General features: G+C 72.6%; 21 protein-coding genes. 12 read left to right on the top strand and 9 right to left on the bottom strand.

Annotated features, from left to right (window positions below):
* Positions 1-68: 68 nt before the first annotated feature.
* On the bottom strand, positions 69-1,430 hold the full coding sequence (locus O7603_RS19910) for a C39 family peptidase (protein ID WP_281571312.1): 1,362 nt from the start codon (positions 1,428-1,430) through the stop codon (positions 69-71).
* Between the two features lie 213 nt (positions 1,431-1,643).
* Here O7603_RS19910 and O7603_RS19905 point away from each other — a divergent pair, with 213 nt between their 5' ends.
* The 4 genes from O7603_RS19905 (at position 1,644) to O7603_RS19890 (ending at position 6,799) form a co-directional block, all read left to right on the top strand.
* Positions 1,644-3,518 (top strand): M14 family zinc carboxypeptidase, encoded by a 1,875-nt coding sequence (locus O7603_RS19905; RefSeq protein ID WP_281571311.1) that lies wholly within the window; start codon positions 1,644-1,646, stop codon positions 3,516-3,518.
* A 377-nt stretch (positions 3,519-3,895) separates the two neighbouring features.
* Entirely contained in the window at positions 3,896-4,831 is a 936-nt protein-coding gene (locus O7603_RS19900) for an ABC transporter substrate-binding protein (RefSeq protein WP_281571310.1), read from the top strand.
* A 31-nt stretch (positions 4,832-4,862) separates the two neighbouring features.
* Positions 4,863-5,951: an iron ABC transporter permease gene (locus O7603_RS19895; protein ID WP_281571309.1), complete on the top strand. Its 1,089-nt coding sequence runs from the start codon at positions 4,863-4,865 to the stop codon at positions 5,949-5,951.
* An 86-nt stretch (positions 5,952-6,037) separates the two neighbouring features.
* Entirely contained in the window at positions 6,038-6,799 is a 762-nt protein-coding gene (locus tag O7603_RS19890) for an ABC transporter ATP-binding protein (RefSeq protein WP_281571308.1), read from the top strand.
* 121 nt (positions 6,800-6,920) lie between these two features.
* Here O7603_RS19890 and O7603_RS19885 read toward each other — a convergent pair whose 3' ends face one another.
* The 6 genes from O7603_RS19885 to O7603_RS19860 form a co-directional block, all read right to left on the bottom strand.
* Positions 6,921-7,688: a VOC family protein gene (locus O7603_RS19885; RefSeq protein ID WP_281571307.1), complete on the bottom strand. Its 768-nt coding sequence runs from the start codon at positions 7,686-7,688 to the stop codon at positions 6,921-6,923.
* Between the two features lie 94 nt (positions 7,689-7,782).
* Positions 7,783-8,520, bottom strand: coding sequence for an ABC transporter permease (locus O7603_RS19880; protein WP_281571306.1), 738 nt, complete (start codon positions 8,518-8,520; stop codon positions 7,783-7,785).
* Positions 8,521-8,530: 10 nt separating this feature from the next.
* The gene (locus O7603_RS19875) at positions 8,531-9,508 is read right to left on the bottom strand and encodes an ABC transporter ATP-binding protein (RefSeq protein ID WP_281571305.1); all 978 of its coding nucleotides are present in this window, start codon (positions 9,506-9,508) and stop codon (positions 8,531-8,533) included.
* The gene (locus O7603_RS19870) at positions 9,505-9,816 is read right to left on the bottom strand and encodes a transcriptional regulator (protein WP_281571304.1); all 312 of its coding nucleotides are present in this window, start codon (positions 9,814-9,816) and stop codon (positions 9,505-9,507) included. Before O7603_RS19870 ends, O7603_RS19875 begins: the two co-directional genes overlap by 4 nt.
* Positions 9,813-10,451, bottom strand: coding sequence for a transporter (locus tag O7603_RS19865; RefSeq protein WP_281571303.1), 639 nt, complete (start codon positions 10,449-10,451; stop codon positions 9,813-9,815). Before O7603_RS19865 ends, O7603_RS19870 begins: the two co-directional genes overlap by 4 nt.
* 54 nt (positions 10,452-10,505) lie before the next feature.
* A complete protein-coding gene (locus O7603_RS19860; protein ID WP_281571302.1) occupies positions 10,506-12,659 on the bottom strand; it encodes an AAA family ATPase in 2,154 nt (717 codons plus the stop codon).
* A 213-nt stretch (positions 12,660-12,872) separates the two neighbouring features.
* Between O7603_RS19860 and O7603_RS19855 the strand changes: the two genes are divergently transcribed.
* The 5 genes from O7603_RS19855 (at position 12,873) to O7603_RS19835 (ending at position 16,832) form a co-directional block, all read left to right on the top strand.
* Positions 12,873-13,556: a hypothetical protein gene (locus O7603_RS19855; RefSeq protein WP_281571301.1), complete on the top strand. Its 684-nt coding sequence runs from the start codon at positions 12,873-12,875 to the stop codon at positions 13,554-13,556.
* Entirely contained in the window at positions 13,553-13,915 is a 363-nt protein-coding gene (locus O7603_RS19850) for a transcriptional regulator (RefSeq protein ID WP_281571300.1), read from the top strand. Before O7603_RS19855 ends, O7603_RS19850 begins: the two co-directional genes overlap by 4 nt.
* A gap of 61 nt (positions 13,916-13,976) precedes the next feature.
* Entirely contained in the window at positions 13,977-14,558 is a 582-nt protein-coding gene (locus O7603_RS19845; protein WP_281571299.1) for a helix-turn-helix domain-containing protein, read from the top strand.
* A 39-nt stretch (positions 14,559-14,597) separates the two neighbouring features.
* Complete coding sequence (locus O7603_RS19840; protein ID WP_281571298.1) at positions 14,598-15,947, top strand: MFS transporter; 1,350 nt, start codon at positions 14,598-14,600, stop codon at positions 15,945-15,947.
* Between the two features lie 33 nt (positions 15,948-15,980).
* Complete coding sequence (locus O7603_RS19835; RefSeq protein WP_281571297.1) at positions 15,981-16,832, top strand: menaquinone biosynthesis protein; 852 nt, start codon at positions 15,981-15,983, stop codon at positions 16,830-16,832.
* A 68-nt stretch (positions 16,833-16,900) separates the two neighbouring features.
* On the opposite strand, the gene O7603_RS19830 is transcribed toward O7603_RS19835, so the two are convergent.
* Together O7603_RS19830 and O7603_RS19825 are read right to left on the bottom strand one after the other, a co-directional pair.
* Positions 16,901-17,842, bottom strand: coding sequence for a serine hydrolase (locus tag O7603_RS19830; RefSeq protein ID WP_281571296.1), 942 nt, complete (start codon positions 17,840-17,842; stop codon positions 16,901-16,903).
* Positions 17,842-18,825, bottom strand: coding sequence for a hypothetical protein (locus O7603_RS19825; RefSeq protein WP_281571295.1), 984 nt, complete (start codon positions 18,823-18,825; stop codon positions 17,842-17,844). The genes O7603_RS19830 and O7603_RS19825 overlap by 1 nt, the downstream gene beginning before the upstream one ends.
* Before the next feature lie 372 nt (positions 18,826-19,197).
* Here O7603_RS19825 and paaA point away from each other — a divergent pair, with 372 nt between their 5' ends.
* From paaA to paaC, 3 genes are read left to right on the top strand one after another with little or no spacing between them, the layout of a single operon-like run.
* Positions 19,198-20,262 (top strand): 1,2-phenylacetyl-CoA epoxidase subunit PaaA, encoded by a 1,065-nt coding sequence (gene paaA / locus O7603_RS19820; RefSeq protein ID WP_281571294.1) that lies wholly within the window; start codon positions 19,198-19,200, stop codon positions 20,260-20,262.
* Positions 20,259-20,579 (top strand): 1,2-phenylacetyl-CoA epoxidase subunit PaaB, encoded by a 321-nt coding sequence (gene paaB / locus O7603_RS19815; protein ID WP_281571293.1) that lies wholly within the window; start codon positions 20,259-20,261, stop codon positions 20,577-20,579. Before paaA ends, paaB begins: the two co-directional genes overlap by 4 nt.
* Positions 20,576-21,301 carry a 1,2-phenylacetyl-CoA epoxidase subunit PaaC gene (gene paaC / locus O7603_RS19810; protein ID WP_281571292.1) on the top strand — a complete coding sequence of 242 codons (726 nt, stop codon included), beginning with the start codon at positions 20,576-20,578 and terminating at the stop codon, positions 21,299-21,301. The genes paaB and paaC overlap by 4 nt, the downstream gene beginning before the upstream one ends.
* Positions 21,302-21,314 lie beyond the last annotated feature (13 nt).

Genomic DNA, 21,314 nt, shown 5'->3' with positions numbered 1-21,314 from the left:
GCCGGCCTCTCCGGACAGCGGCGCCCCGGCCGCTTGCGCGGACGACCGGGGCGCCGGATCGGTTCAGCTCACCAGTTGGTGGAGCCCTTGACGTGCGGCCAGGGCTTGAGCACCGGCTTGATCAGGTACGCGATGCCGCCGGAGCCGCCCGACACCCCACCGCTGGCGTTGATCCGCTTGGTCCGCAGCCAGATCTGCTCGAACTGCTCGCGCTGGTAGACGTTGCGCACCACGTCGTTGCTCGACGAGGCCGGGTCGTTGACGATCACGTCCCCCTCGGCGGTGAAGCCGACCACCACGAACAGGTGCCCGGACGTGCCGTAGTTCGCCCCGTCCAGCTCGCTGGCGAGGAAGGACTGGCTGGTCACCACCGGGATGCCGGCGGCGATGAAGCGTTCCAGCTCGTCCAGTGAGTGCAGCCGCGTCACGCGTCCCTCCAGACCCGGGAAACTGGCGGCGTACGCGGTGTTGAACGGCCAGTTGCCGGCGCCGTCGTAGGCGTAGTCGTAGGTCATCCGGGCGGCGTGGTTGACCGTCGGGTCGGGGTAGGTCGGGTCCACCCAGGCGGTGTCCGCCACGGAGGGCCTCCGGCCCCAGTACTCGACCACCATCTCGGTCGAGGTGGGGGAGCACCAGGCCTCGCCGCCGCCGTCGTACTCCGGGTAGTGGCCGGAGTGGACGTTCTGCGAGTAGCGCGGCACCGGCAGCTCGACCCCCCAGGCGATGTGCCCGGCGCTCGGCGTCACGGTGAACCGGTCGGGCACGGTCGAGCTCATCGCCCCGAGCATGTGCACCACCGGCGCGGCCTTCTGGCCGGGTGCCCGGTAGAGGGTCAGCCGCAGCTGGTACGACCGCAGCAGCACGCCCGCGGTCGCGTCGTCGATGCTGAACGTGTCGGTCCAGATCGTCGACCAGGGGTCGCCCTGCCGGTTGACGGTGGTCCGCTTGATGTCGGTGTCCCCGGCCGCCCACCGGCCCATCACGTACCACGGGGTCTGGTCGCCGGTGTTGTAGCTGCCCTGCAGCTCCACCTGGATCCAGGTGCCGGCGGGGGTCGTCGCGTTCCAGGAGGCCACCAGTTCGGTGGCGTCGAAGCCGACCGCGGTGACCGGCGAGGTCCAGGTGGCGTACTCCCAGGTGCGGGTGGTCCCGGTGTGCGGGTCGGTGTAGTCGGTGGTGCCAGCCGGCCGGGCCAGTGTCAGACCCGAGCGCAGGCCGAGCACCGCGCGGGTGCCGGCGTGGCTGCCCCGCCGCCAGTCCGGATAGCGGGACCAGTCCTGGAAGGTGATCTGCTCGTCGTGGACGACCGGCCGGGTGGTCGCCGCACTGGCCGGGGCCGGTGCGGCGGCGGTCGCGGGTGCGGCGGTGCCGAGGAGGGTGAGCGCGGTGACGCCGGCGAGGGCGGCCACGCTCAGGCGTGATCTGGCCATGGGTGCTCCGCGAGGGTCGAGATCGGGCATCGTTGCCGGTCAGTGTCTCGCTCGGAAGGAAGTTTCGCCAGATCCTGATGGATGGAAAATCATTGCCGGAGTGATGATCCGCTTGGCATGGAACAGGCAACGACAAATATTGATATGACCATGTGACGGATGGTGAAGTGTGCTCCACCGAACGGGATCTCCCGTACCCCGAGGAGGTTGTCCATGGCCCTCCGCACGTCCATCCCCCTCCGTCGTGCCCAGGCGCTCGCCGTCGCCGCCGGGCTGACGTTCGTCACCGTCGCCGCCACGCCGGTCTCGGCCCGACCGGCACCGGAACCCGGCGGCACGACCTCCGCCAGCTACCGGGTGCTCGGCCCCCGCACCCTCGACGACCGCAACGCGGTGGCCCGCACCGGCGCCGCCATCGACTACAGCGAGCACGGGGTGCTGCACGTCTCGGCCACCTCGACCGAGGCCGCCGCGATCGCCCGGCTCGGCTTCCGGCTGGAGCGGGTCACCGAGCCGTCGGCCGCCGAGCACGACCACGGCGACGTGGGCACCCTCGCCTTCCCGCCGGCCGACTCCAACTACCACGACTACGCCGAGCTGACCGCGGTGGTGAACCAGGTCGTCGCCGACCACCCCACCATCGCCCGCAAGCTCAGCATCGGCAGCTCGTACGAGGGTCGGGACCTGATGGCCGTGAAGATCTCCGACAACGTCGCCACCGACGAGAGCGAGCCGGAGATCCTGTTCAACGCCCAGCAGCACGCCCGCGAGCACCTGACCGTGGAGATGGCGATCTACCTGCTCAACCTCTTCACGGACAGCTACGGCAGCGACTCCCGGATCACCAACCTCGTCAACGGCCGGGAGATCTGGATCGTGCCGACCGTCAACCCGGACGGCAGCGAGTACGACATCGCCACCGGGTCGTACCGGTCCTGGCGGAAGAACCGGCAGCCGAACAGCGGCTCGTCGTCCGTCGGCACCGATCTCAACCGGAACTGGAGCTACCAGTGGGGCTGCTGCGGCGGCTCGTCCGGCTCCACCTCGTCGGAGACCTACCGAGGACCGTCCGCCTTCTCCGCGCCGGAGACCCAGGCGCTGCGGAACTTCGTCAACAGCCGGATAGTCGGCGGCGTCCAGCAGATCAAGGCCAACATCGACTTCCACACGTACTCGCAGCTGGTGCTCTGGCCGTTCGGCTACACCACCGCCAACACGCCGAGCGGCATGAGCGCGGACCAGTACAACACCTTCGCCACCATCGGCCAGCAGATGGCGGCCACCAACGGCTACACCCCGGAGCAGTCCAGCGACCTCTACATCGCCGACGGCACCAGCATCGACTGGATGTGGGCCGCGCACGGCATCTGGGCGTACACGTTCGAGATGTACCCGGGCTCGGCCGGCGGCGGCGGCTTCTACCCACCCGACGAGGTCATCCCCGCGCAGACCTCCCGCAACCGGGAGGCGGTGCTGATGCTCAGCGAGTACGCCGACTGCCCGTACCGGGCGATCGGCAAGCAGGCGCAGTACTGCGGCGGTGGCGGTGGCACCACGGTCTGGTCGGACACCTTCGAGACCGCCACCGGGTGGACGGTCAACCCGAACGGCACGGACACCGCGACCCTCGGCGTCTTCGAGCGGGGCGCCGCCCAGGCGACCACGTCCAGCGGCGCCAAGCAGCTCACCCCGTACGCCGGCAGCAACGACCTGGTCACCGGCCGGCTCGCCGGCGCCGGGGCGGGCGACCACGACGTCGACGGCGGCGCGACCAGCGCCCGGTCCCCGGCGGTGACCCTGCCGTCCTCGGGCACGCTGACGCTGTCGCTGGCCTGGTACCTGGCCCACGGCTCGAACTCCTCGTCGGCCGACTACCTGCGGGTCAGCGTGGTGCACAACGGCGGCACCACGGCCCTGCTCAGCCAGGCCGGCGCGGCGACCAACCGCAACGGCGCCTGGGCGGTGGCGAACCTCAACCTCACTCCGTACGCCGGGCAGTCCGTCCGGATCCTGGTCGAGGCCGCGGACGCCTCGGGCGCCAGCCTGGTCGAGGCGGCTGTGGACAACGTCACCATCACCGCCTCCTGATCCGGTGGGGCCCCGTCCCGCCCCCGACGGGGCCCCACCACCCCGGCCCCCCACCGCCGGATACCGACATTCCGCCACTGAACGACCGTTCCGGCCCGGCCCACACGGGGTCGGATGATCGACGCTGCCCGATGCCGCCCTGATCGATGGGGCACGTCCGGGCGGTGCGCTACCGTCTTACCGACCGTTCCACAGCGAAGCCGGTGCGAACCCGGCGCTGTCCCGCAACTGCGATGCCCCACCGTGTCGACGGTGTGGACGAGCCAGGTCGCCTGTGGAGTGGTCGCGACCCGCGCTCTCGAGGAAGGGCGCCTCGCGGACGGGCGCCCAAATCCCTGTCGGCGAAGCACCACGCTCCTCGACCGACAGGAGGACCGATGTCCAGACGTACCCCCCGGATCCTCGCCGCGACCCTCGCGGTCGCCGCGCTCGCCCTCGGCGCCTGCGCCGAGAAGTCCGACGACCAGCCAGCGGCCGGCTCCAGTTCGTCGACCGCCGCCTACCCGGCCACGGTCGGCAATCTCACCCTCGACAAGCGCCCCGAGAAGATCGTCTCGCTGTCGCCGACGACGACCGAGATGCTGTTCGCCATCGGCGCCGGCCCGCAGGTGGTCGCGGTCGACGACAACTCGAACTACCCGGCGGAGGCGCCGAAGAGCGACCTGTCCGGCTTCCAGCCGAACGCCGAGGCGATCGCGGCCAAGAACCCGGACCTGGTGGTGCTCTCGAACGACACCAACAAGGTGGTCGACCAGCTCACCACGCTCAAGATCCCGGTGCTGCTGACCCCGGCCGCCACCACCCTCGACGACACGTACAAGCAGATCACCGACCTGGGCACGCTCACCGGTCACGCCGACGAGGCCGCCGACGTGACCACGCGGATGCGCGACGACATCGCCAAGCTGGTCAAGGACCTGCCGCAGCGGTCGGAGAAGCTGACCTACTACCACGAGCTGGGTCCGGAGCTGTACAGCGCGACCAGCAAGACGTTCATCGGCTCGCTCTACACGATGGCCGGGCTGGAGAACATCGCCGACCCGACGGACGCGGACGGCAAGAACGGCGGCTACCCGCAGCTCTCCCAGGAGATCATCGTCAAGGCCGACCCGGACTTCGTCTTCCTCGCCGACACCAAGTGCTGCCAGCAGAGCGGCGAGACCGTCAAAGCCCGCAGCGGGTGGGCCGGGCTCACCGCGGTGAAGAACAACCAGGTGGTCGCGCTGGACGACGACATCGCGTCGCGCTGGGGCCCGCGCGTCGTCGACCTGCTCCGAGCCATCGTGGACGCGGTCGCCAAGGTGCCCGCGTGACGGACCCACAGCGGTGACCAGGGCGCTCCCCATGGCACCGCCCACCCGGCCGGCCGCGACGTCACCGGCGTCCCGGCCGGCCGGTCTGCGCCCGGTGTGGCTGGCCGGCGGAGTGGTCGCGGTGCTCGTCGCGCTGGTGGCCGGGGTGTCGCTCGGCCCGGTCAGCCTCCCGCCGGGGAGTGTCGCCGCCGAACTGCTCAACCTGCTGCCCGGCGTGCACCTAGACAGCGGGCTCAACGAGCGGGAGATCGCCATCGTCACCGAGCTGCGGTTGCCGCGGGTGGTGCTCGGCCTGCTGGTCGGCGGGATGCTGGCGCTGGCCGGCGGCTGCTACCAGGGCGTCTTCCGCAACCCGCTGGCCGACCCGTACCTGCTCGGGGTGGCGGCCGGTGCGGGGCTCGCGGTGACCGCGGTGATCGCCCTCGGCGGGGCCGGCACCGAGGGCGCGCTCACCGGGCTGCCGGTGACCATCCCGCTCGCCGCGTTCGTGGGCTCGCTCGGCGCGGTGGCGATGACCTACCTGCTGGGCGCGGCCGGCGGCCGGGGCCGCTCCCCGGCGATGCTTATCCTGGCCGGGGTGGCGGTCTCCGCGTTCCTCTCCGCCGGCCAGACCTACCTGCTGCAACGGCACGCCGACAGCATCCAGGCGGTCTACTCCTGGCTGCTCGGCCGGCTGGCCACCGCCGGCTGGCACGACGTGCTGCTGGTCCTGCCGTACTTCGTGCTGACCGCCGTCGTGGTGCTGCTGCACGGGCGGGAGCTGGACGTGCTCTCGGTCGGCGACGACGAGGCGACCAGCCTCGGGCTGCACCCGCAGCGCTCCCGCTACCTGCTGATCGCCGCGGCCTCGCTGGGCACCGCGGCGGCGGTCTCCGCCACCGGCCTGATCGGCTTCGTCGGCATCATCGTGCCGCACACCGTACGGCTGCTCGCCGGATCGAGCTACCGCGTGATCCTGCCGCTCTCCCTGCTCTTCGGCGCCGCCTTCCTGGCGCTCACCGACGTGGTCGCGCGGACCGCCGCCGCCCCGGCCGAGATCCCGATCGGCGTGGTGACCGCGCTGCTCGGCGGCCCGTTCTTCGTGCTGGTCCTGCGGACCGCGCGCCGGGTGCTGACGTGAGCCCCGCGGGCGCGGGTCCCGATCCGGCAGGCACAGCCGGGGCGCGCGGTGCCGATTCGGGCGGTGCTGGCACGCCCGCCGTCGAAGTGCGGGACCTGCACGTCGCGCTGGACCGAACGCCGATCCTGGCCGGGGTCGACCTGACCGTCGCCGCCGGCGAGTGGGTCACCGTGATCGGCCCGAACGGCGCGGGCAAGTCGACCCTGCTGCGCGCCGTCGGCGGCCTGCTGCCCGCGCCGGGCGCGGTCGCCCTCTTCGGTACGCCGATCGGGTCGCTGCGCCGCCGCGACCGGGCCCGGGTGGTGGCCACGGTCGCCCAGTCCCCGGTGGTGCCGCCGGGCATGTCGGTGCTCGACTACGTGCTGCTCGGCCGGACCCCGTACATCCCGCCGCTGGGCCGGGAGTCGGCCGCCGACCTCGCCGCCGTGCACGAGGTGCTCGGCCGGCTGGACCTGACCGGCTTCCACCGGCGGGAGCTGGCCACCCTCTCCGGCGGCGAACGCCAGCGGGTCTTCCTGGCCCGCGCGCTCGCCCAGGGCGCCACGCTGCTGCTGCTCGACGAGCCGACCAGCGCGCTGGACATCGGCCACCAGCAGGAGGTGCTGGAGTTGGTCGATCAGCTGCGCCGGGAGAGCGGGCTGACCGTGCTCGCGACCATGCACGACCTCTCCATCGCCGGCGAGTACGCCGACCGGTTGGTGCTGCTCGACGCCGGACGGGTGGCCGCGGCGGGGACCCCGCGCGAGGTGCTGACCGAGCGCCTGCTGGCCGCGCACTACCGGGCCAGCGTCCGGGTCGTCGACGGCGAGCACGGCCCCCTGGTCGTCCCCATCCGCCCCCGCCCCTGACCCCACCAGCACCTTCCGCGATCTTGCACTTTTGGCCCCGACAATTCGCCATCAGAGGTGCAAATCAGGGGCACAAACTGCAAGATCGCGGGTGGGCGGCCGGCGCGCAGCGTGGTGGCAGTCAGTCGGAGCCGACGTCGATGACGGAGAAGAGCGCGCCCTGCGGGTCGCGGAGCGAGGCGAACCGGCCGGCCGGAATGTCCCGGGGCGGCACCAGGATGGTCCCGCCCAGCTCGGCCGCACGGGCCGCGGCCGCGTCGGCGTCGGCGACCGCGAAGTAGACGGTCCAGTACGCCGGCAGGTCGTCGGGGAAGTCGTCGGCCAGCGGCGGCATCATCCCGGCCACGATCCGCGCGCCCAGCCGCCAGCCGGTGTACGTCATCGTGCCCACCGGCTGGTCGTCCGGCTGCCAGCCGAAGACCAGCTCGTAGAAGACCTTGGCCCCCTCCGGGTCCGGGGTGACCAGCTCGTTCCAGCTCATCGCTCCGGGGACGTTGAACACCTCGCCGCCGGGCATGGCCATCGGCTGCCAGACGCTGAACGAGGCGCCGGCGGGATCGGCGAAGACGGCCATCCGGCCCCGGTCGAAGACCTCGAACGGCGGCACGACCACCTGCCCGCCGGCCCGCTCGACCCGCCCGGCGACCAGGTCGGCGTCGTCGGTGGCCATGTACGTCGACCAGATCGGCACCTGGTCCGGGATGGCCGGCGGGCCCGCCCCGGCCACCGCGCGACCGTCCAGCTGGAAGACCGTGTACCCGCCCGCCTCCGGCTCCGTCGCCACCTTCCCCGTCCAGCCGAACAGCTGGGGGTAGAAGCGCCGCGCGTCGCTCAGATCGGGGGTGGCGAGGTCGGTCCAGCAGGGCGTACCGGGCGGGACGGTGCTCACGTCGACCCCTCTCGGCTGGGGGTGGCCGGCACGGCCCCCTGCCCGGAATCCTGGCACCGTCCCGCCGCCATACGGGGCGGAAACGGACGAAACGTCAGCTGAACCGGCGACCCTCGTCCCGCCGGTACGCCCATCCGGCGAGGGTCGCCAGCAGCACCACCCAGACCCCGAGCATGGCCAGCGAGAGCGGCCGCACCGGGTAGTCACCCACCGCCGCCCACATCAGCTCGACGGCGCCACGGGTCGGCAGGTACGGCGCGACCGCCTCGATGAAGCCGGGCGCGTCGCCCGGGGCGGAGAGCAGACCGCCGCCGAAGGCGAGCGGGAAGAAGACGATCTGCGCGACCACGATCGCCGCCTTGCTCGGCAGCGAGTATCCGATGGCGAGCCCCATCAGCGTGAACGGCACCGACACCACGGTGACGGTGCCGACGGCGAGCAGGAACGCGGCGGGGGTGATCTCCGCCGCGGTCAGCGTCGCGCCGATGACCACCACCGGGACCAGCGAGAGGTAGGTGAGCGCCAGGCCGGCCAGCACCCGACCGGCGAACCGCGGCGCCGACCCGGCCGGCAGGGTCCGGGTGTACGGGTTCCACGGCTGGTCACGGTCCTCGGCGACCCCCACGCCGTACTGGAAGATGTTGGCGCTCATCACCGAGAACGTGACCATCGAGGCGGTGGCGAAGGTGGCGCCGACCGGGTCCTTGCCGGCGAACGGCACCACGAAGAAGAGCATGGCGGCGGCGGGAAAGAACGCGCTGCCGAAGACGGCGACCGGAATCCGGACGGTCTCCAGCAGTTGGTAGCGCGCGTGGACCAGGGCGAGCTGCACGGTCGGCTCCTCAGGCGGGGGTGGTCGGTCGACCGGCCGCGGCGGCGGTGGTCGGCTGGTCGTCGGCGGCGGGGTCTGCGGCGGCTGGCCCGTGAGCGACGTCGCCGCCGGTGCCGGCGGGCGGTCGCTCGTTGGTGATGGCGAGGAACGCCTCCTCCAGGGAGGTGGGGCGGACCTCCAGGTCGACGAAGGGCACCCCGGCCGTGACCAGGTCCCGGACGAGCTGGTCGGCGTCGGTGGTGAGCAGGTGGGTGCGGCCGTCGATCCGTTCGGTGCGGACCACGCCGGGCAGCGTCGGCAGGTGGTCGGCGACCAGACTGACCCGCCGGACGCCGACCACGGCCCGGATGGCGTCCACGGTGTCGTCGGCGAGCACGCGTCCCTGGCCGATCACCACCACCCGGCGGGCCAGCGCCTCGACCTCCTCCAGGTAGTGGCTGGTCAGCACCACCGTCCCGCCGTCGTCGTGGAACCCGCGGATGGCCTCCCAGAGGGTGTGCCGCGCCTCCACGTCCAGGCCGGTCGTGGGCTCGTCGAGCAGCACCAGCCGGGGCCGGCCGACGAAGGCCAGCGCCACCGCGAGCCGACGGCGCTGGCCGCCGGACAGGCCACCGGTCTGCCGTCGAGTCTGCTCGGTCAGGCCGAAGCGCTCCAGCAGCTCACCCCGGGGAATCGGATCGGGGTAGTGCGCGCCGACGAAGTCGACCACCTCGCCGACCCGCAGCGTGCCGGGCAGGCCGGTCTCCTGGGGGGTCACGCCGATCTGCCGCCGGGACGCCGGGACCCGCGGGTCGCCGCCGAAGAGCTCCACCCGGCCGGAGCTGGGACGACGCAGCCCGACCAGCAGGTTCATGAGGGTGCTCTTGCCGGCGCCGTTGGGCCCGAGCAGGCCGACCAGCTCACCGGCGCGGACCTCGAGGTCGACCCGGTCCAGGGCGAGGACGTCGCCGTACCGGCGGCTGGCCTGGTCGGCGCGGGCGAGGATCATGGCTGCTCCTTCGGATCGGGGGGATCGAGCAGGGCGCTGATGTTTTCGGTGTACTCCTCGAACGCCAACCGGCCGCGCTGGCTGAGCCGGACGAGGGTGGCCGGCGTCCGTCCGCGATGGGTCTTGGTGATCTCGACGTACGCGGCGTCCTCGAGCTTGCGCAGGTGCACCGAGAGGTTCCCGGCGGTCATCCCGAGCAGTTCCTGTAGGCGGGGGAAGGTGATCCGGTCGCCGTCGTCGAGGGCGGAGAGGGTGGCCACCACCCGCAGCCGGGCCTGCGCGTGGATGACCGGGTCGAGGTCGGTCACGGCTGGTGTCGCTGTCGCAGTCGGGCGAGCGCGCCGGCGACCAGGATCCCGCCGCCGCCGGCGACCGCGATCACCAACGCGTGCCAGCCCGGCCCGGCGAACGTGCCGGCCAGATTGATCACGCTGATCCAGACGCCCAGGCGGAACAGGTCCCGGTCCAGCCAGATGGCGCCGCCGGCCATGTGCAGCGCGCCGGTCAGCCCGACCGCGGTCGCCGACCAGAGCAGCTCCGCCAGGTCGTGCGGCAGTTGGTCGTTGATCCGGCCGAGGCCCGCGAAGATGCTCAGGGAGCCCAGGGCCCAGGCGCAGCCGTACCAGCGCCCGCGCCGGGACGAGTCCCCGGTCACCTGACTGTACGCCCGCGCGCCGGCTACGACCTGGACCGCGGCGGCGGCGACGAGCAGGACGAAGAGGACGCTCAGCGGCAGCCAGTCGGGCAGCCGGACCAACACCCGCTCGCCAGGGGAGAACCGCAGGAAGAACAGCCCGAAGCCGACCAGCCAGGCAACGCCCCACGGCCAATAGACGAGTCGGGCATCCGGCTCGAGCCGGCGTGCCGCGGCTGCTCGCTGAGCCTCGATCAGTCGGAGCGCGGCCGCGGCGTCGGCTGGTGGGAGGTCGCCTTCTGTGTCCACGTAAACTACTTTAAACCACAAAGTCAAGGCCGCCGGACAGCGACGGCGAGCGCCTCAGCCCTCTCCGCGCACCGCCCCGGTCAGCAGCGGCGCGGGCAGCGGGGCGGCGTGCAGCACCGCGAGCCGAGAGACCGCCCTGGTGAGCACCACGTAGAGCCGGTGCAGGCCGCGCGGCTCGGCGGCCACGATCGCGGCCGGCTCGACCACCACGACGTGGTCGTACTCCAGGCCCTTGACCAGCGTCGCGGGCACCACCGTGACGCGCGCCGCGGTGGCCACGTCGTCGGCGGTCGCGGTGGACACCCCGGCGGCGTCGAGCGCGGCGCGCAACCCGTCCACCGCGTCGTCCGCGGCGATCACGCCGACCGAGCCGTCGTGCGCGAGCGCCGCGCGCACCTCGGCCACCGCGGCCCCGGTCAGGTCGGTCACCGTACGGATGTCCAGGCCGCCGTCGCGGCGCAGCGACTCGGCCGGGGGCACGTCGACCGCCAGCGCCGGCAGCAGCCGGTTGGCGAACGCGACGACCGCGGCCGGCACCCGGAAGCCCACGGTCAGCGGGACCACCGCCGCGTCCGGCTTGCCCAGGTGGCTCAGGGACTGCCGCCAGTCGGTCGCGGCCCACGGCGCGGTGCCCTGCGCGAGGTCGCCTAGGAGCGTGATCGACCCGTGCTCGCTGCGCCGCGCGATGGCCCGGCACTGCATCGGCGAAAGGTCCTGCGCCTCGTCGACCACCACGTGACCGAACCCGGCCGGCCGCTCGATCAGCCCGGACGCCTCGTCGATCAGCACGGCGTCGGCGGCGCTCCACTTCGTGGCCTTCGGAGTGCGGCCGAGCTTCGTGCCGGTCGCGGCGCTGCCGTGGCCGCCGTCGGACACCCGGCCCTGGAGCAGCGCCTGCTCGGCCTCGGTGAGCAGGCCGTCCGCCGCCGCGGCGAGCGCTGTCGGGTCGCCGAGCAGGGTGTGCACCAGCCCTTCCGGAGTGAGCGCCGGCCAGACCGCGTCGAGGAAGTCGGTCACCGGACGACACTTCCCCATCCGGCGCAGCCAGGCGTCGCTGGGCGACTCGGCCCGGCGCGCCTCGGCCTGCCGTTGCAGCAGGCTGACCACCCGGGCGCGGACCCGCTCCCGGCCCACGCCGTACGGCAGACCCTCCCGCTGGGTCTCCGCGACCACCCGGTGCAGCGGCTCCAGCCCGATCCGCCAGCGGAACGAGCCGTCGGAGACCACGATCGGCTCGGTCGGCTCGCCGATGTGCGCCTCGATCGCGCGACGCAGGATCTCGGCCATGCGGGCGTCGTGCTTCAGGGTGGCGGTGGCGGGGTCGTCGATGGCCCGGACCGGCACCCGGCCGAGCAGGTCCTCCACCGTCGCCTGCTCGACCTCCACCTCGCCGAGCGCCGGCAGCACCGCCGCGATGTACGACAGGAACGCCCGGTTCGGCCCGACGATCAGCACGCCGGCCCGGCGCAGCCGCTCCCGGTGCAGATAGAGCAGGTACGCGGCCCGGTGCAACCCGACTGCGGTCTTCCCGGTGCCCGGCGCTCCCTGCACGCAGATCGAGGTCGCCAGATCGGCCCGGACCAGCTCGTCCTGCTCTGGCTGGATCGTCGCGACGATGTCCCGCATCGGCCCGACACGCGGCCGCTCGATCTCGGCGGTCAGGATCCGGCTGGCGGTGCCCAGCTCCTCGCCCCGGTCGAGGTGCTCGTCCTCGAAGCTGGTCAGCGCTCCCGTGCTGAACCCGAACCGGCGCCGGGTGGCGACGCCCTGCGGGTCGCGGGCGCTGGCCCGGTAGAACGACCGGGAGACGGGGGCCCGCCAGTCCAGCACCATCGGCTCGCCACGCTCGTCGGTGACGTGCCGGCGGCCGATGTGGTAGCGCCGTCCGGCGTGATCGGCGGCGTCCGGCGCGTCCGGGGCGTCGGGCTGGTCCGGAGCGTCGAGGGCGCCACCGGGGACCGTGCCGAAGTCGAGGCGGCCAAAGAAGAGCGGGGTGGTCGAGTCGTCGGCCAGCTCCTTGACCCGCCGCGCCATGTGGCGGCCCAACTGCTCGGCGGTGTAGGCGTCACCGGCGACCTTGTCGCCGGTGGCGAAGAGCGCCTCGGCGCGCTCCCGCATCCGGCCGAGGGCGGCGCGGGAGGCGTCCAGGTGCGCCCGCTCGGCGGCGAGCTCCAGGTCGAGGGACTGTTCTTGGGCGTGCAGGGTCATCCACCTACTCCTTGAAGCGGGAAAAACGCTGCCGCTCGCGTTTCCGACTCGTGGGTCGGCGCGGGGACGTCCGCTGCGGTGCTACACACCTCGGCCGTCGGGCGGGAAACGAGCAGCTTACTCCCGGTCGGCAGGCCGGCAACCGAATTCCACCGTCGCACCAGTTTCGCTGTCGTACTAGCGCCAATAGGTTTGCTGTGGAAACCTATTGGCATGACCACTGATTCGGTACCCACCGGCGGCGATCCCCGCCGGCTGCTGTCCGACGTGCGCTCCCTCGCCCGCCGGGTGCGGGTCGACCAGCGGGTGACCTGGTTCGCGCTGCTGGTGCTGGCCGCGGCGACGTTCGTGGGGATCCCGTTCGACTGGTATTTCCTCGTCCTCAACTGCGTGGGCGACGGCACCGTGTGCCAGTTCTCGCGTCAAGGCGTGCTGTACTACTGGCCGCCGGCGCTGCTGCTGGCGTACGCGGCGATCGCTGTCTGCTACGTGCGGGTGGCCCGAGCGCGGGGGCTGGGCGCCCGGGTGCTGCCGTACGCGGTCACCGGGGTCGCGCTGACCGTCCTGTTCACCGTCGCCTGGGTGGCGGCGCGGCTGTACTTCCCGAGCCACCCCCCTCAGGACCCGTTCCCGTACTGGGTGCTCGTGCTGGACCGGCTGATCGCGCCATGGGGCACGATCGGGGTGGCGCTGCTGGTGCTGGCCCGGCTGGAGCGCAACCTCGGGCTGCTGGTGTTCACCCTCGGGTATCTGGCGGTGGTGCTGGTGCCGATCGACTTCGGCTGGGGTGCCCACTGGGGAGGCCGGACCGAGTTCCTGCCGCAGCAGGCCGTCAACGGCGCCGTGCTGCTGTCGGGCGCGATCGGCTTCGCGCTGGCCGATCGGCGGCGCCGGTGACCGACGAGAACGGGACCCCGGACCCGCCCGCGCCGTCCGACCACCCGGTCACCGGGCTGGACGAGGTGGTGCACCAGCGGGTCCGGCTGGGCATCCTCACCATCGCGCACGAGGCGCGCCGGGCGGAGTTCGGCTACCTGCGCACCCAGCTGGACCTGACCGCCGGGAACCTCTCCAAGCACCTGAGCGTCCTGGAGGCGGCCGGGCTGATCGAGGTCGAGAAGGGCTATGCCGGCAAGCGCGGCCGGACCTGGATCACCCTCACCGCGGCCGGCAGCGCCGCACTCGCCGAGGAGATCGAGCGGCTGAAGCTGCTCATCGCGCGGGTCGAGACCACCGACGCCCGGGAGGACCGATGACCGTCGCCTCGGCAACGCGGGGCGATGGCGCGGCGCCGGGACGGGCCGGGATCATGGGGGGATGACCGAGCCGCGTGCCGAGCGTGCTCGGGTGACGATCAGTGATCCGCAGGTGATGCGGGCGCTGGCGCACCCGGTCCGACTCGCGATCACGGAATATCTCAGCTCGCTTCCGGACGGGGCGACGGCCACCGAGTGCGCCGAGATCGTCGGGCAGTCGCCGAGCGCCACGAGTTACCACCTGCGCGAGCTGGCCAAGGCCGGGCTGATCGAGCCGGCGCCGAGTCGCGGCGACGCGCGGGAGCGGGTCTGGCGGACGGTCAGTGCGAGCTGGACTGTCGACGCCGGCCGTGGAGTGGAGCCGGAGACCCGCGCGGCGGAGCGGGCGCTGGTGGAGGCCTGGCTCGCCCGCGACCTGGAGCGCAGCCGGGACTGGTTGCGGCGCGCTCCGGACGAGCCGGCCGAGTGGTACGACGCCGCCCGGCTCGCCGACATCCAGCTGCTGCTCACGCCGGACGAGCTGGCCGAGCTGAACGAGGCGGTGTTCCAGCTGATGGAGCCGTACCGCAAGCGGGTGCGGACGGACCCGCCGCCCGGCGTGCGCACGGTCTCCGTCCACTACAAGGCGCTGCCGCTGGACTGAGGGGTTGCCCAGGCGAGTGTGAAGGATTATTTTCGAAATATGTCCTTCACGCCTGCTTCGTCGCGCTGGTCGGATGTCTGGCTGGTCACCGCCGCCCGAGGCCTGTCCAGCTGCGGTGACTTCCTCGCCGCGAGCGCGCTGACCCTCGCGCTGCAGAGCGCCGGCGCCGGTGGGCTGGCGGTGTCCGGCCTGCTGCTGGCCGCGACCCTCCCGCTCGTGGTGCTGGCCCCGCTGACCGGGCGGCTCGCCGACCGGGTCGACAGCCGGACGCTGCTGGTGGTCGCGGGCCTGGCCCAGGCCGGCATCTGCGGCGCGCTCGCGTTCGCCGACAGCCTGCCGCTGGTGATCGTCCTGGTCGGCCTGCTCGCCGTCGGCCTGGCGGTGACCCAGCCGGTGCTCGCCGCGCTGGTCCCGGCGATGGTGCGCCCCGCCGACCTGCCCCGGGCCAGCGCGCTGCACCAGTCGGCCGGCACGCTCGGCGCGCTCGCCGGCCCGGCGCTGGCCGGGCTGCTGGTGGGCGGCTTCGGCGCCCGGGTGCCGCTGCTCCTCGACGCGGTCAGCTACCTCGCGTTGGTGGCGGCGGGTCTGCTGATCCGGACCCGGCGGGGTGGCCGCCGGGCGGTGCGGCCGGTGGCGGCCGACGGTCCGGTCACGTCGCCCGGCTGGCGCCTGCGCCGCGACCCGCTGCTGCTCACCACGGTGGTCAGCGTGGCCGGGGTGGTCGGCGCGGTCGGGGCGATCAACGTGGTGGAGGTCTTCTTCATCCGCGAGACGCTGCACAGCAGCACCACGATGTACGGGCTGGTCACCGGCTCCTGGACGCTGGGCATCCTGGCCGGTGGGTGGATCTTCGCGCGGGCGGTCGGGCGGATCCGTCGGGACGCCACCCTGGCCCAGGCCGGCCTCGCACTGCTCGGCGGCTGCTGCCTGATGGTGCTGGTGTCGGCGGCCGTGCCGTCGGCGCCGCTGCTGGTGCCGATCTGGCTCGTCGGGGGAATCTTCAACGGCGGCAACAACGTCTTCGGCACCGTGCTGGTGGCCCGGCGGGTGCCCGAGACGGCCCGCGGCCGGGCCTTCGCGGTCTACGGCGGCGCGGTCCAGGGCGCCGCGATGGTCGGCTACCTGGCCGGAGGCCTCCTGCTGGAGCTGGCCGATCCCCGGCCGCTGGTCGCCGCCGCCGGGGTCGCCGGGCTGGTCGCGGTCGTCGCCCTCGCGGTACCCCTCGGCCGGGTGGCGCGGACGGAACGGCACGACCGCGCGGAGCGGCCGGACGGGGCGGTGGGGGCCGGCCACGACCGGGCGGCCGAGCAGGCGGAGCCGGCACACCCGGAGCCGGGAGTTGTCTGCGCGCCGGATGCGGGGTTGGCCACTCCGGCACCGGGCCGCTGAGCCGGCCACGGCGCGCGGGGTTACGGTCAGATCATGGCTGAGCGCATCGCCCGTCCCCGGGTCGGACACATCCAGTTCCTGAACTGCCTGCCGCTCTACTGGGGGCTGATGCGCTCCGGCGCGCTGATCGACGTCGACCTGCACAAGGACACGCCGGACCGGCTGAACTCCGCGCTGGTCGCCGGTGACCTGGACATCGGCCCGATCTCGCAGGTCGAGTACCTGCGGCACGCCGACGAGTTGCTGCTGCTGCCGGACATCGCGGTCGGCAGCGACGGGCCCGTACTGTCGGTCAACATCGTCTCCACCCGACCGTTGGCCGAGCTGGACGGCGCGCGGGTCGCGCTCGGCTCGACCTCGCGGACCGGGGTGCTGCTGGCGCAGCTGCTGCTCGGCGAGCGGTACGGGGTGCGGCCGGACTACTTCCGCTGCCCGCCGGAGCTGAGCCAGATGCTGCTGGAGGCGGATGCCGCGGTGGTGATCGGCGACCCGGCGCTGCGCGCCCTCTACGAGGCGCCGCGCCGGGGCCTGGAGGTCACCGACCTCGGGCAGGCCTGGCGGGACTGGACCGGGCTGCCCATGGTCTTCGCCGTCTGGGCGGTACGCCGCGACTTCGCCGCCGCCCATCCCGGGGTGGTCAAGGAGGTGCAGGAGGCGTTCCTGCGCTCGCGTGACCTCTCCCTGGCCGAGCTGGACCAGGTGGCGGAGGCGGGCGCCCGATGGGAGCCGTTCGACGCGGCGACACTGGCCACGTACTTCCGTACCCTGGACTTCTCGCTGGGCGAGCGGCAGGTGGCGGGGCTGCGGGAGTTCGCCCGGCGGGCTGCCGCCCTCGGCGAGGCGCCGGCCCTGCCGGCCGGCGGCCCGGAGTTCTTCGCCGGCTGACCCGCCGGCCGGGCCTCGCGCGGCCGGCGGCCGCGCGAGGCGGTACGACCCGTCGGGCCGGCCCGGGATCAGACGCCGGGCTTCAGCAGGGCCTCGGTGATCTTCTGGCAGTTCTTCATGCCGTACTCGTAGCCCATGTCGATCGGGTAGCGGACCATCACGCCCATCGTCCAGGTGTCGCCGATGGCCAGGCAGTTGATGTGCATCTCCTGCTCCCTGGTCCGGTCGATCCAGCCGTTCTTGATGGCGATCTTCTTCTGTTCGGCCGCCGGGAACGCCTTGCGGATGCCGAAGTCACCGGTGCCGCGGACCAGCCGCATCTCGTTGAGCAGCCACTTCGTCCACTCCGGCCCGGCCGCCTTGCCGGTGGCGATGCAGTTGCCCAGCCGGGCGGTGTCCCGCGGCGACAGAGCCGTCCGGCTCCAGCCGCCGTCGGGCGCCACGCTGCTGTCGGTGAGCCCGCACATCGAGATCAGTCGCTTGATCGACGCCGACCGGCCGACGGAGTTGTAGAACTGCTCGGCGCGGGTGTTGTCGCTGTCCCGGATGATCTGGGTCGCGTCGGCGAGCTTGGCGTCGCTGGGCGTCTGGTCGTTCTCGGCGGCCCGACGCAGGTAGTCGGCGACGATCCAGGACTTGATCAGCGACGCGGTGGTGCTGGTCTCGCCCATGTTGTCCGAGCCGATGATCTTCCCGGTCCGGCGGTCCAGCACGCTCCAGCTGTACCAGCCCTCGAGGTCCAGGCCGTCGAGGTCCTTGGCGACGAACGGCAGCGGCTCCAGCGATGGGCTGGGGCTCGGCTGCGCCGACGGGCGGGCGGCGCGGTCGCCGGGCGTGCTGGTGGGGCGGTCGTCCGAGGTCGAGGCATCGCCCCAGCGGGCCACGGCGTCGGCCTGGAACGGCGAGCCGGGGAGGAGTCGCAACGACACGAGCACCAGTCCGATGAGGATCACCGCGATGGCGATCAGCCGCAGCGGGGAAACGTCGCCGCGGCGGCGGTCGCCAGCCATCAGAGCTTCCCGACGGGCTGCTGCGGCACCTTCAGCGCCGCGCCGGGCTGCGGGGTCACCAACTGCGCCGCGACGCTCGCGCAGACCTTGGCTCCGTAGGAGAGTGGCTGCTTGGCCGGGTAGCGCAGCATCACCGCGAGGCTCCACTTGCCGGTGACGGCGAGGCAGTTCACGTGCCAGTTACCGTCGTAGCCCAGTTGCGTCCAGCCGTTCTTGATGCTGACCGGCCCCTGCGCCTTGATCTCCGGCGGCAGGCCGTCGATGATCCCCCACTTGCCGCCGCCGGAGCTCGCCTGCTGCTGTGTCACGGTGCCGCGGACCTTGCTCATCTCGTCCAGCACCCACTTGGTCCACTTCTTGCCGGCCGCCTTGCCGTCGGCGATGCAGTCACCGAGCCGGACCGCGTCCCGAGGCGACATCCGGGTGAAGCTCCACCAGCCCTCGTACTTCGGCACGTTGCCGCGCTTGGTGTCGGTGAGGCCGCAGATGCTGATCGCGCGCTTGATCACCGGGCCGGGCTGCCCGCCCGCCGGAACGGCGTACGAGCCGCCGGCGGCCTTGTAGACCGCGTTGGCGGCGTCGTCGTTGCTGTCCCGGATGGCGGTGCTGGCCGCCTTCAGCATCGAGGTCGGCGGCTCCTTGTCGCCGAGCTGGCGCAGGTAGTCCGACACGATCCAGGCCTTGATCATCGACTCGGTGGAACTGGTCGAGGCCAGGTTCTTCGACCCGGAGATCTTCCCGGTCGCGCGGTCCATGAGGGCCCAGGAGAAGAACTCGCCGTTGAAGCTCACCGACACCGGGCCGGCGGCCAGCGTCGGCGGCGGGGGTGGGGCGGGTGCGGGCGCCGCGACGCTGCCGCCGCCGCTGCCGCCGGTCCCGGTCGCGCCGTCACCGGCGAGCCGGGCGTACGCGGTGGGAACGAGCAGGACGCCACCGAGGAGGACCGCCACGACGGCGAGCACCATGGTCACGCGGGAACGCATGAGTGGGCGAGCTCCAGATGTCAGGGCCGGGGGGACCGGCTGTAGCCAGGACGAACCGGCTGATCGCCGCGGGCCGGGGGTTGGCGGCCGGGGTGGTGACGGCGATCGTCGTCGTCCGATCGGTGTGACCGGGAAAGTCTACGTCCGGAAGTGGCATACGCCAGATTGCGCCACCTGGCAACTTGCCATGAAGGCGGGATATGCGGCCAGTACAAGGCTTTTGCGGTGATTCATCTTTGGTTCGTGACCCAAGTCATAGAACCCGCCGGGCGGATCCGGCAACCCGAAGGGGTCGCCCGGTGACAGAAGGTATCTTCGGTTTCCTGTTACACCCTCTGGTTTCTTGAGTCGCAAGCTGTAACACTTGTGGTCATGTATGGCAACGACTTCGGCGCCCCGGACGACGCGCCCGGCGGCGGCCTGCTCGGCGAGGTCGAGGCGGCGGAGACCGCGCTGCGCGAGGCGGCGGCCCGGCAGCGGCGCGGCGGGACCACCCCGGAGGACCTGGCGGGGTACTTCGACGAGGTCGTGGCGGCCGACCAGAAGATCGAGCCGCGCGACTGGATGCCCGAGGCGTACCGCCGGACGCTGATCCGGCAGATCGCCCAGCACGCCCACTCCGAGATCATCGGCATGCAGCCCGAGGGCAACTGGATCAGCCGGGCGCCCTCGCTCAAGCGCAAGGCCATCCTGCTCGCCAAGGTCCAGGACGAGGCCGGGCACGGGCTCTACCTCTACGCCGCCGCCGAGACGCTCGGGATCAGCCGGGACGAGCTGGTGCGGCTCCTCATCGAGGGTCGGCAGAAGTACAGCTCGATCTTCAACTACCCCACCCTCACCTGGGCCGACGTCGGCGCGATCGGCTGGCTGGTCGACGGGGCCGCGATTGTCAACCAGGTGCCGCTGTGCCGCTGCTCCTACGGCCCCTACGCCCGGGCGATGATCCGCATCTGCAAGGAGGAGTCGTTCCACCAGCGGCAGGGCTACGAGATCCTGCACACGCTGTCGCACGGCACCCCGGAGCAGAAGGCGATGGCCCAGGACGCGGTGGACCGCTGGTGGTACCCGTCGTTGGCGATGTTCGGCCCGCCGGACGGCGAGTCGACGCACTCCGAGCAGTCCATGGCCTGGAAGATCAAGCGCTTCTCCAACGACGACCTGCGCCAGCGCTTCGTCGACATGTGTGTGCAGCAGGCCGAGATCCTCGGCCTGACCATCCCGGACCCGGGCCTGCGCTGGAACGACGAGCGTCAGGCGTACGACTACACCCAGCCGGACTACGACGAGCTGATGCGGGTGATCAAGGGCGACGGGCCGTGCAACCGGCAGCGGATGGAGCACCGCCGGCGCGCCCACGACGAGGGCGCCTGGGTACGCGAGGCCGCCGCGGCGTACGCCGCGAAGCGGGCGGGACAAAAGGAGACGGTGGCGGCGTGAGCGAGCGTAGCGAGCGAACCGGTCAGCTCAGCGCGAGCGACCCGTCGCCCCTGTGGGAGGTCTTCGTCCGCGCCCGGCGCGGGCTGTCGCACACCCACGTCGGCAGCCTGCACGCACCCGACGCCGAGCTGGCCCTGCGTAACGCCCGCGACCTCTACACCCGGCGGCAGGAGGGCGTCTCCATCTGGGTGGTGCCGGCGAGCGCGATCACCGCGTCCAGCCCGGACGAGAAGGACGCCTTCTTCGACCCGGCGGCCGACAAGGTCTACCGCCACCCCACCTTCTACGAGGTGCCGGACGGGGTGGCGCACCTGTGAACGGCCCCTTTGAATTCGCGCTCCGGCTCGGTGACGACGCGCTGATCGCCGCGCAGCGGCTGGCCGAGTGGACCACCCACGCGCCGGAGATGGAGGAGGACGTCGCGCTGGCCAACATCGCCCTGGACCAGCTCGGCGCGGCGCGGCTGCTGCTCACCTACGCGGGGGAGCTGGAGGGCGCCGGCCGGGACGAGGACGCGCTGGCGTACCTGCGCGGCGACCGGGAGTTCCGCAACTGCCTCCTGGTCGAGCTGCCCAACGGGGACTTCGCGGTCACCATGGCGAAGCTGCTCTTCCTGTCGGCGTACCAACTGCCGCTCTACACCGCGCTGGCCGGGTGCGCCGACGAGCGGCTGGCCGCGATCGGCGCGAAGGCCCGCAAGGAGTCGGCGTACCACCTGGACCACGCCTCGCTGTGGGTGAAACGGCTCGGTGACGGCACCGGGGAGTCGCACCGTCGGATGCAGTCGGCGGTCGACCAGGTCTGGCCGTACATGGCGGAGCTGTTCGCGCCGGACCCGGCGGCGCCGGTCGACCCGGCCACGCTGCGGGCGGAGTTCGACGCCACCGTGACGGCGGTCCTGGCCGAGGCCACGATCACCCGGCCGGAGACCCGCTGGGCCCCGGGCGGCGGGCGGGACGGCGTGCACACCGAGCACCTGTCCTACCTGCTCGCCGAGATGCAGGTGCTGCACCGCGCCCACCCGGGAGCGGCGTGGTGACCGCGAGGCGCGC

The sequence above is a fragment of the Micromonospora sp. WMMD812 genome, from assembly GCF_027497215.1.
GTDB lineage: Bacteria > Actinomycetota > Actinomycetes > Mycobacteriales > Micromonosporaceae > Micromonospora.
The sequence above is the reverse complement of the archived record's forward strand: the minus strand, read 5'-3'. Positions and strand labels throughout refer to the sequence as shown.

Excerpts from the sequence above, each read along its gene's own strand:
- O7603_RS19910 (WP_281571312.1), bottom strand. The coding sequence starts at position 1,430 with ATGGCCAGATCACGCCTGAGCGTGGCCGCCCTCGCCGGCGTCACCGCG.
- O7603_RS19845 (WP_281571299.1), top strand. The coding sequence starts at position 13,977 with ATGACCGAGCCGCGTGCCGAGCGTGCTCGGGTGACGATCAGTGATCCG.
- O7603_RS19860 (WP_281571302.1), bottom strand. The coding sequence starts at position 12,659 with ATGACCCTGCACGCCCAAGAACAGTCCCTCGACCTGGAGCTCGCCGCC.
- O7603_RS19895 (WP_281571309.1), top strand. The coding sequence starts at position 4,863 with ATGGCACCGCCCACCCGGCCGGCCGCGACGTCACCGGCGTCCCGGCCG.
- O7603_RS19900 (WP_281571310.1), top strand. The coding sequence starts at position 3,896 with ATGTCCAGACGTACCCCCCGGATCCTCGCCGCGACCCTCGCGGTCGCC.
- O7603_RS19905 (WP_281571311.1), top strand. The coding sequence starts at position 1,644 with ATGGCCCTCCGCACGTCCATCCCCCTCCGTCGTGCCCAGGCGCTCGCC.
- paaA (WP_281571294.1), top strand. The coding sequence starts at position 19,198 with ATGTATGGCAACGACTTCGGCGCCCCGGACGACGCGCCCGGCGGCGGC.
- O7603_RS19835 (WP_281571297.1), top strand. The coding sequence starts at position 15,981 with ATGGCTGAGCGCATCGCCCGTCCCCGGGTCGGACACATCCAGTTCCTG.
- O7603_RS19830 (WP_281571296.1), bottom strand. The coding sequence starts at position 17,842 with ATGGCTGGCGACCGCCGCCGCGGCGACGTTTCCCCGCTGCGGCTGATC.
- O7603_RS19840 (WP_281571298.1), top strand. The coding sequence starts at position 14,598 with ATGTCCTTCACGCCTGCTTCGTCGCGCTGGTCGGATGTCTGGCTGGTC.
- O7603_RS19875 (WP_281571305.1), bottom strand. The coding sequence starts at position 9,508 with ATGATCCTCGCCCGCGCCGACCAGGCCAGCCGCCGGTACGGCGACGTC.
- O7603_RS19825 (WP_281571295.1), bottom strand. The coding sequence starts at position 18,825 with ATGCGTTCCCGCGTGACCATGGTGCTCGCCGTCGTGGCGGTCCTCCTC.
- O7603_RS19855 (WP_281571301.1), top strand. The coding sequence starts at position 12,873 with ATGACCACTGATTCGGTACCCACCGGCGGCGATCCCCGCCGGCTGCTG.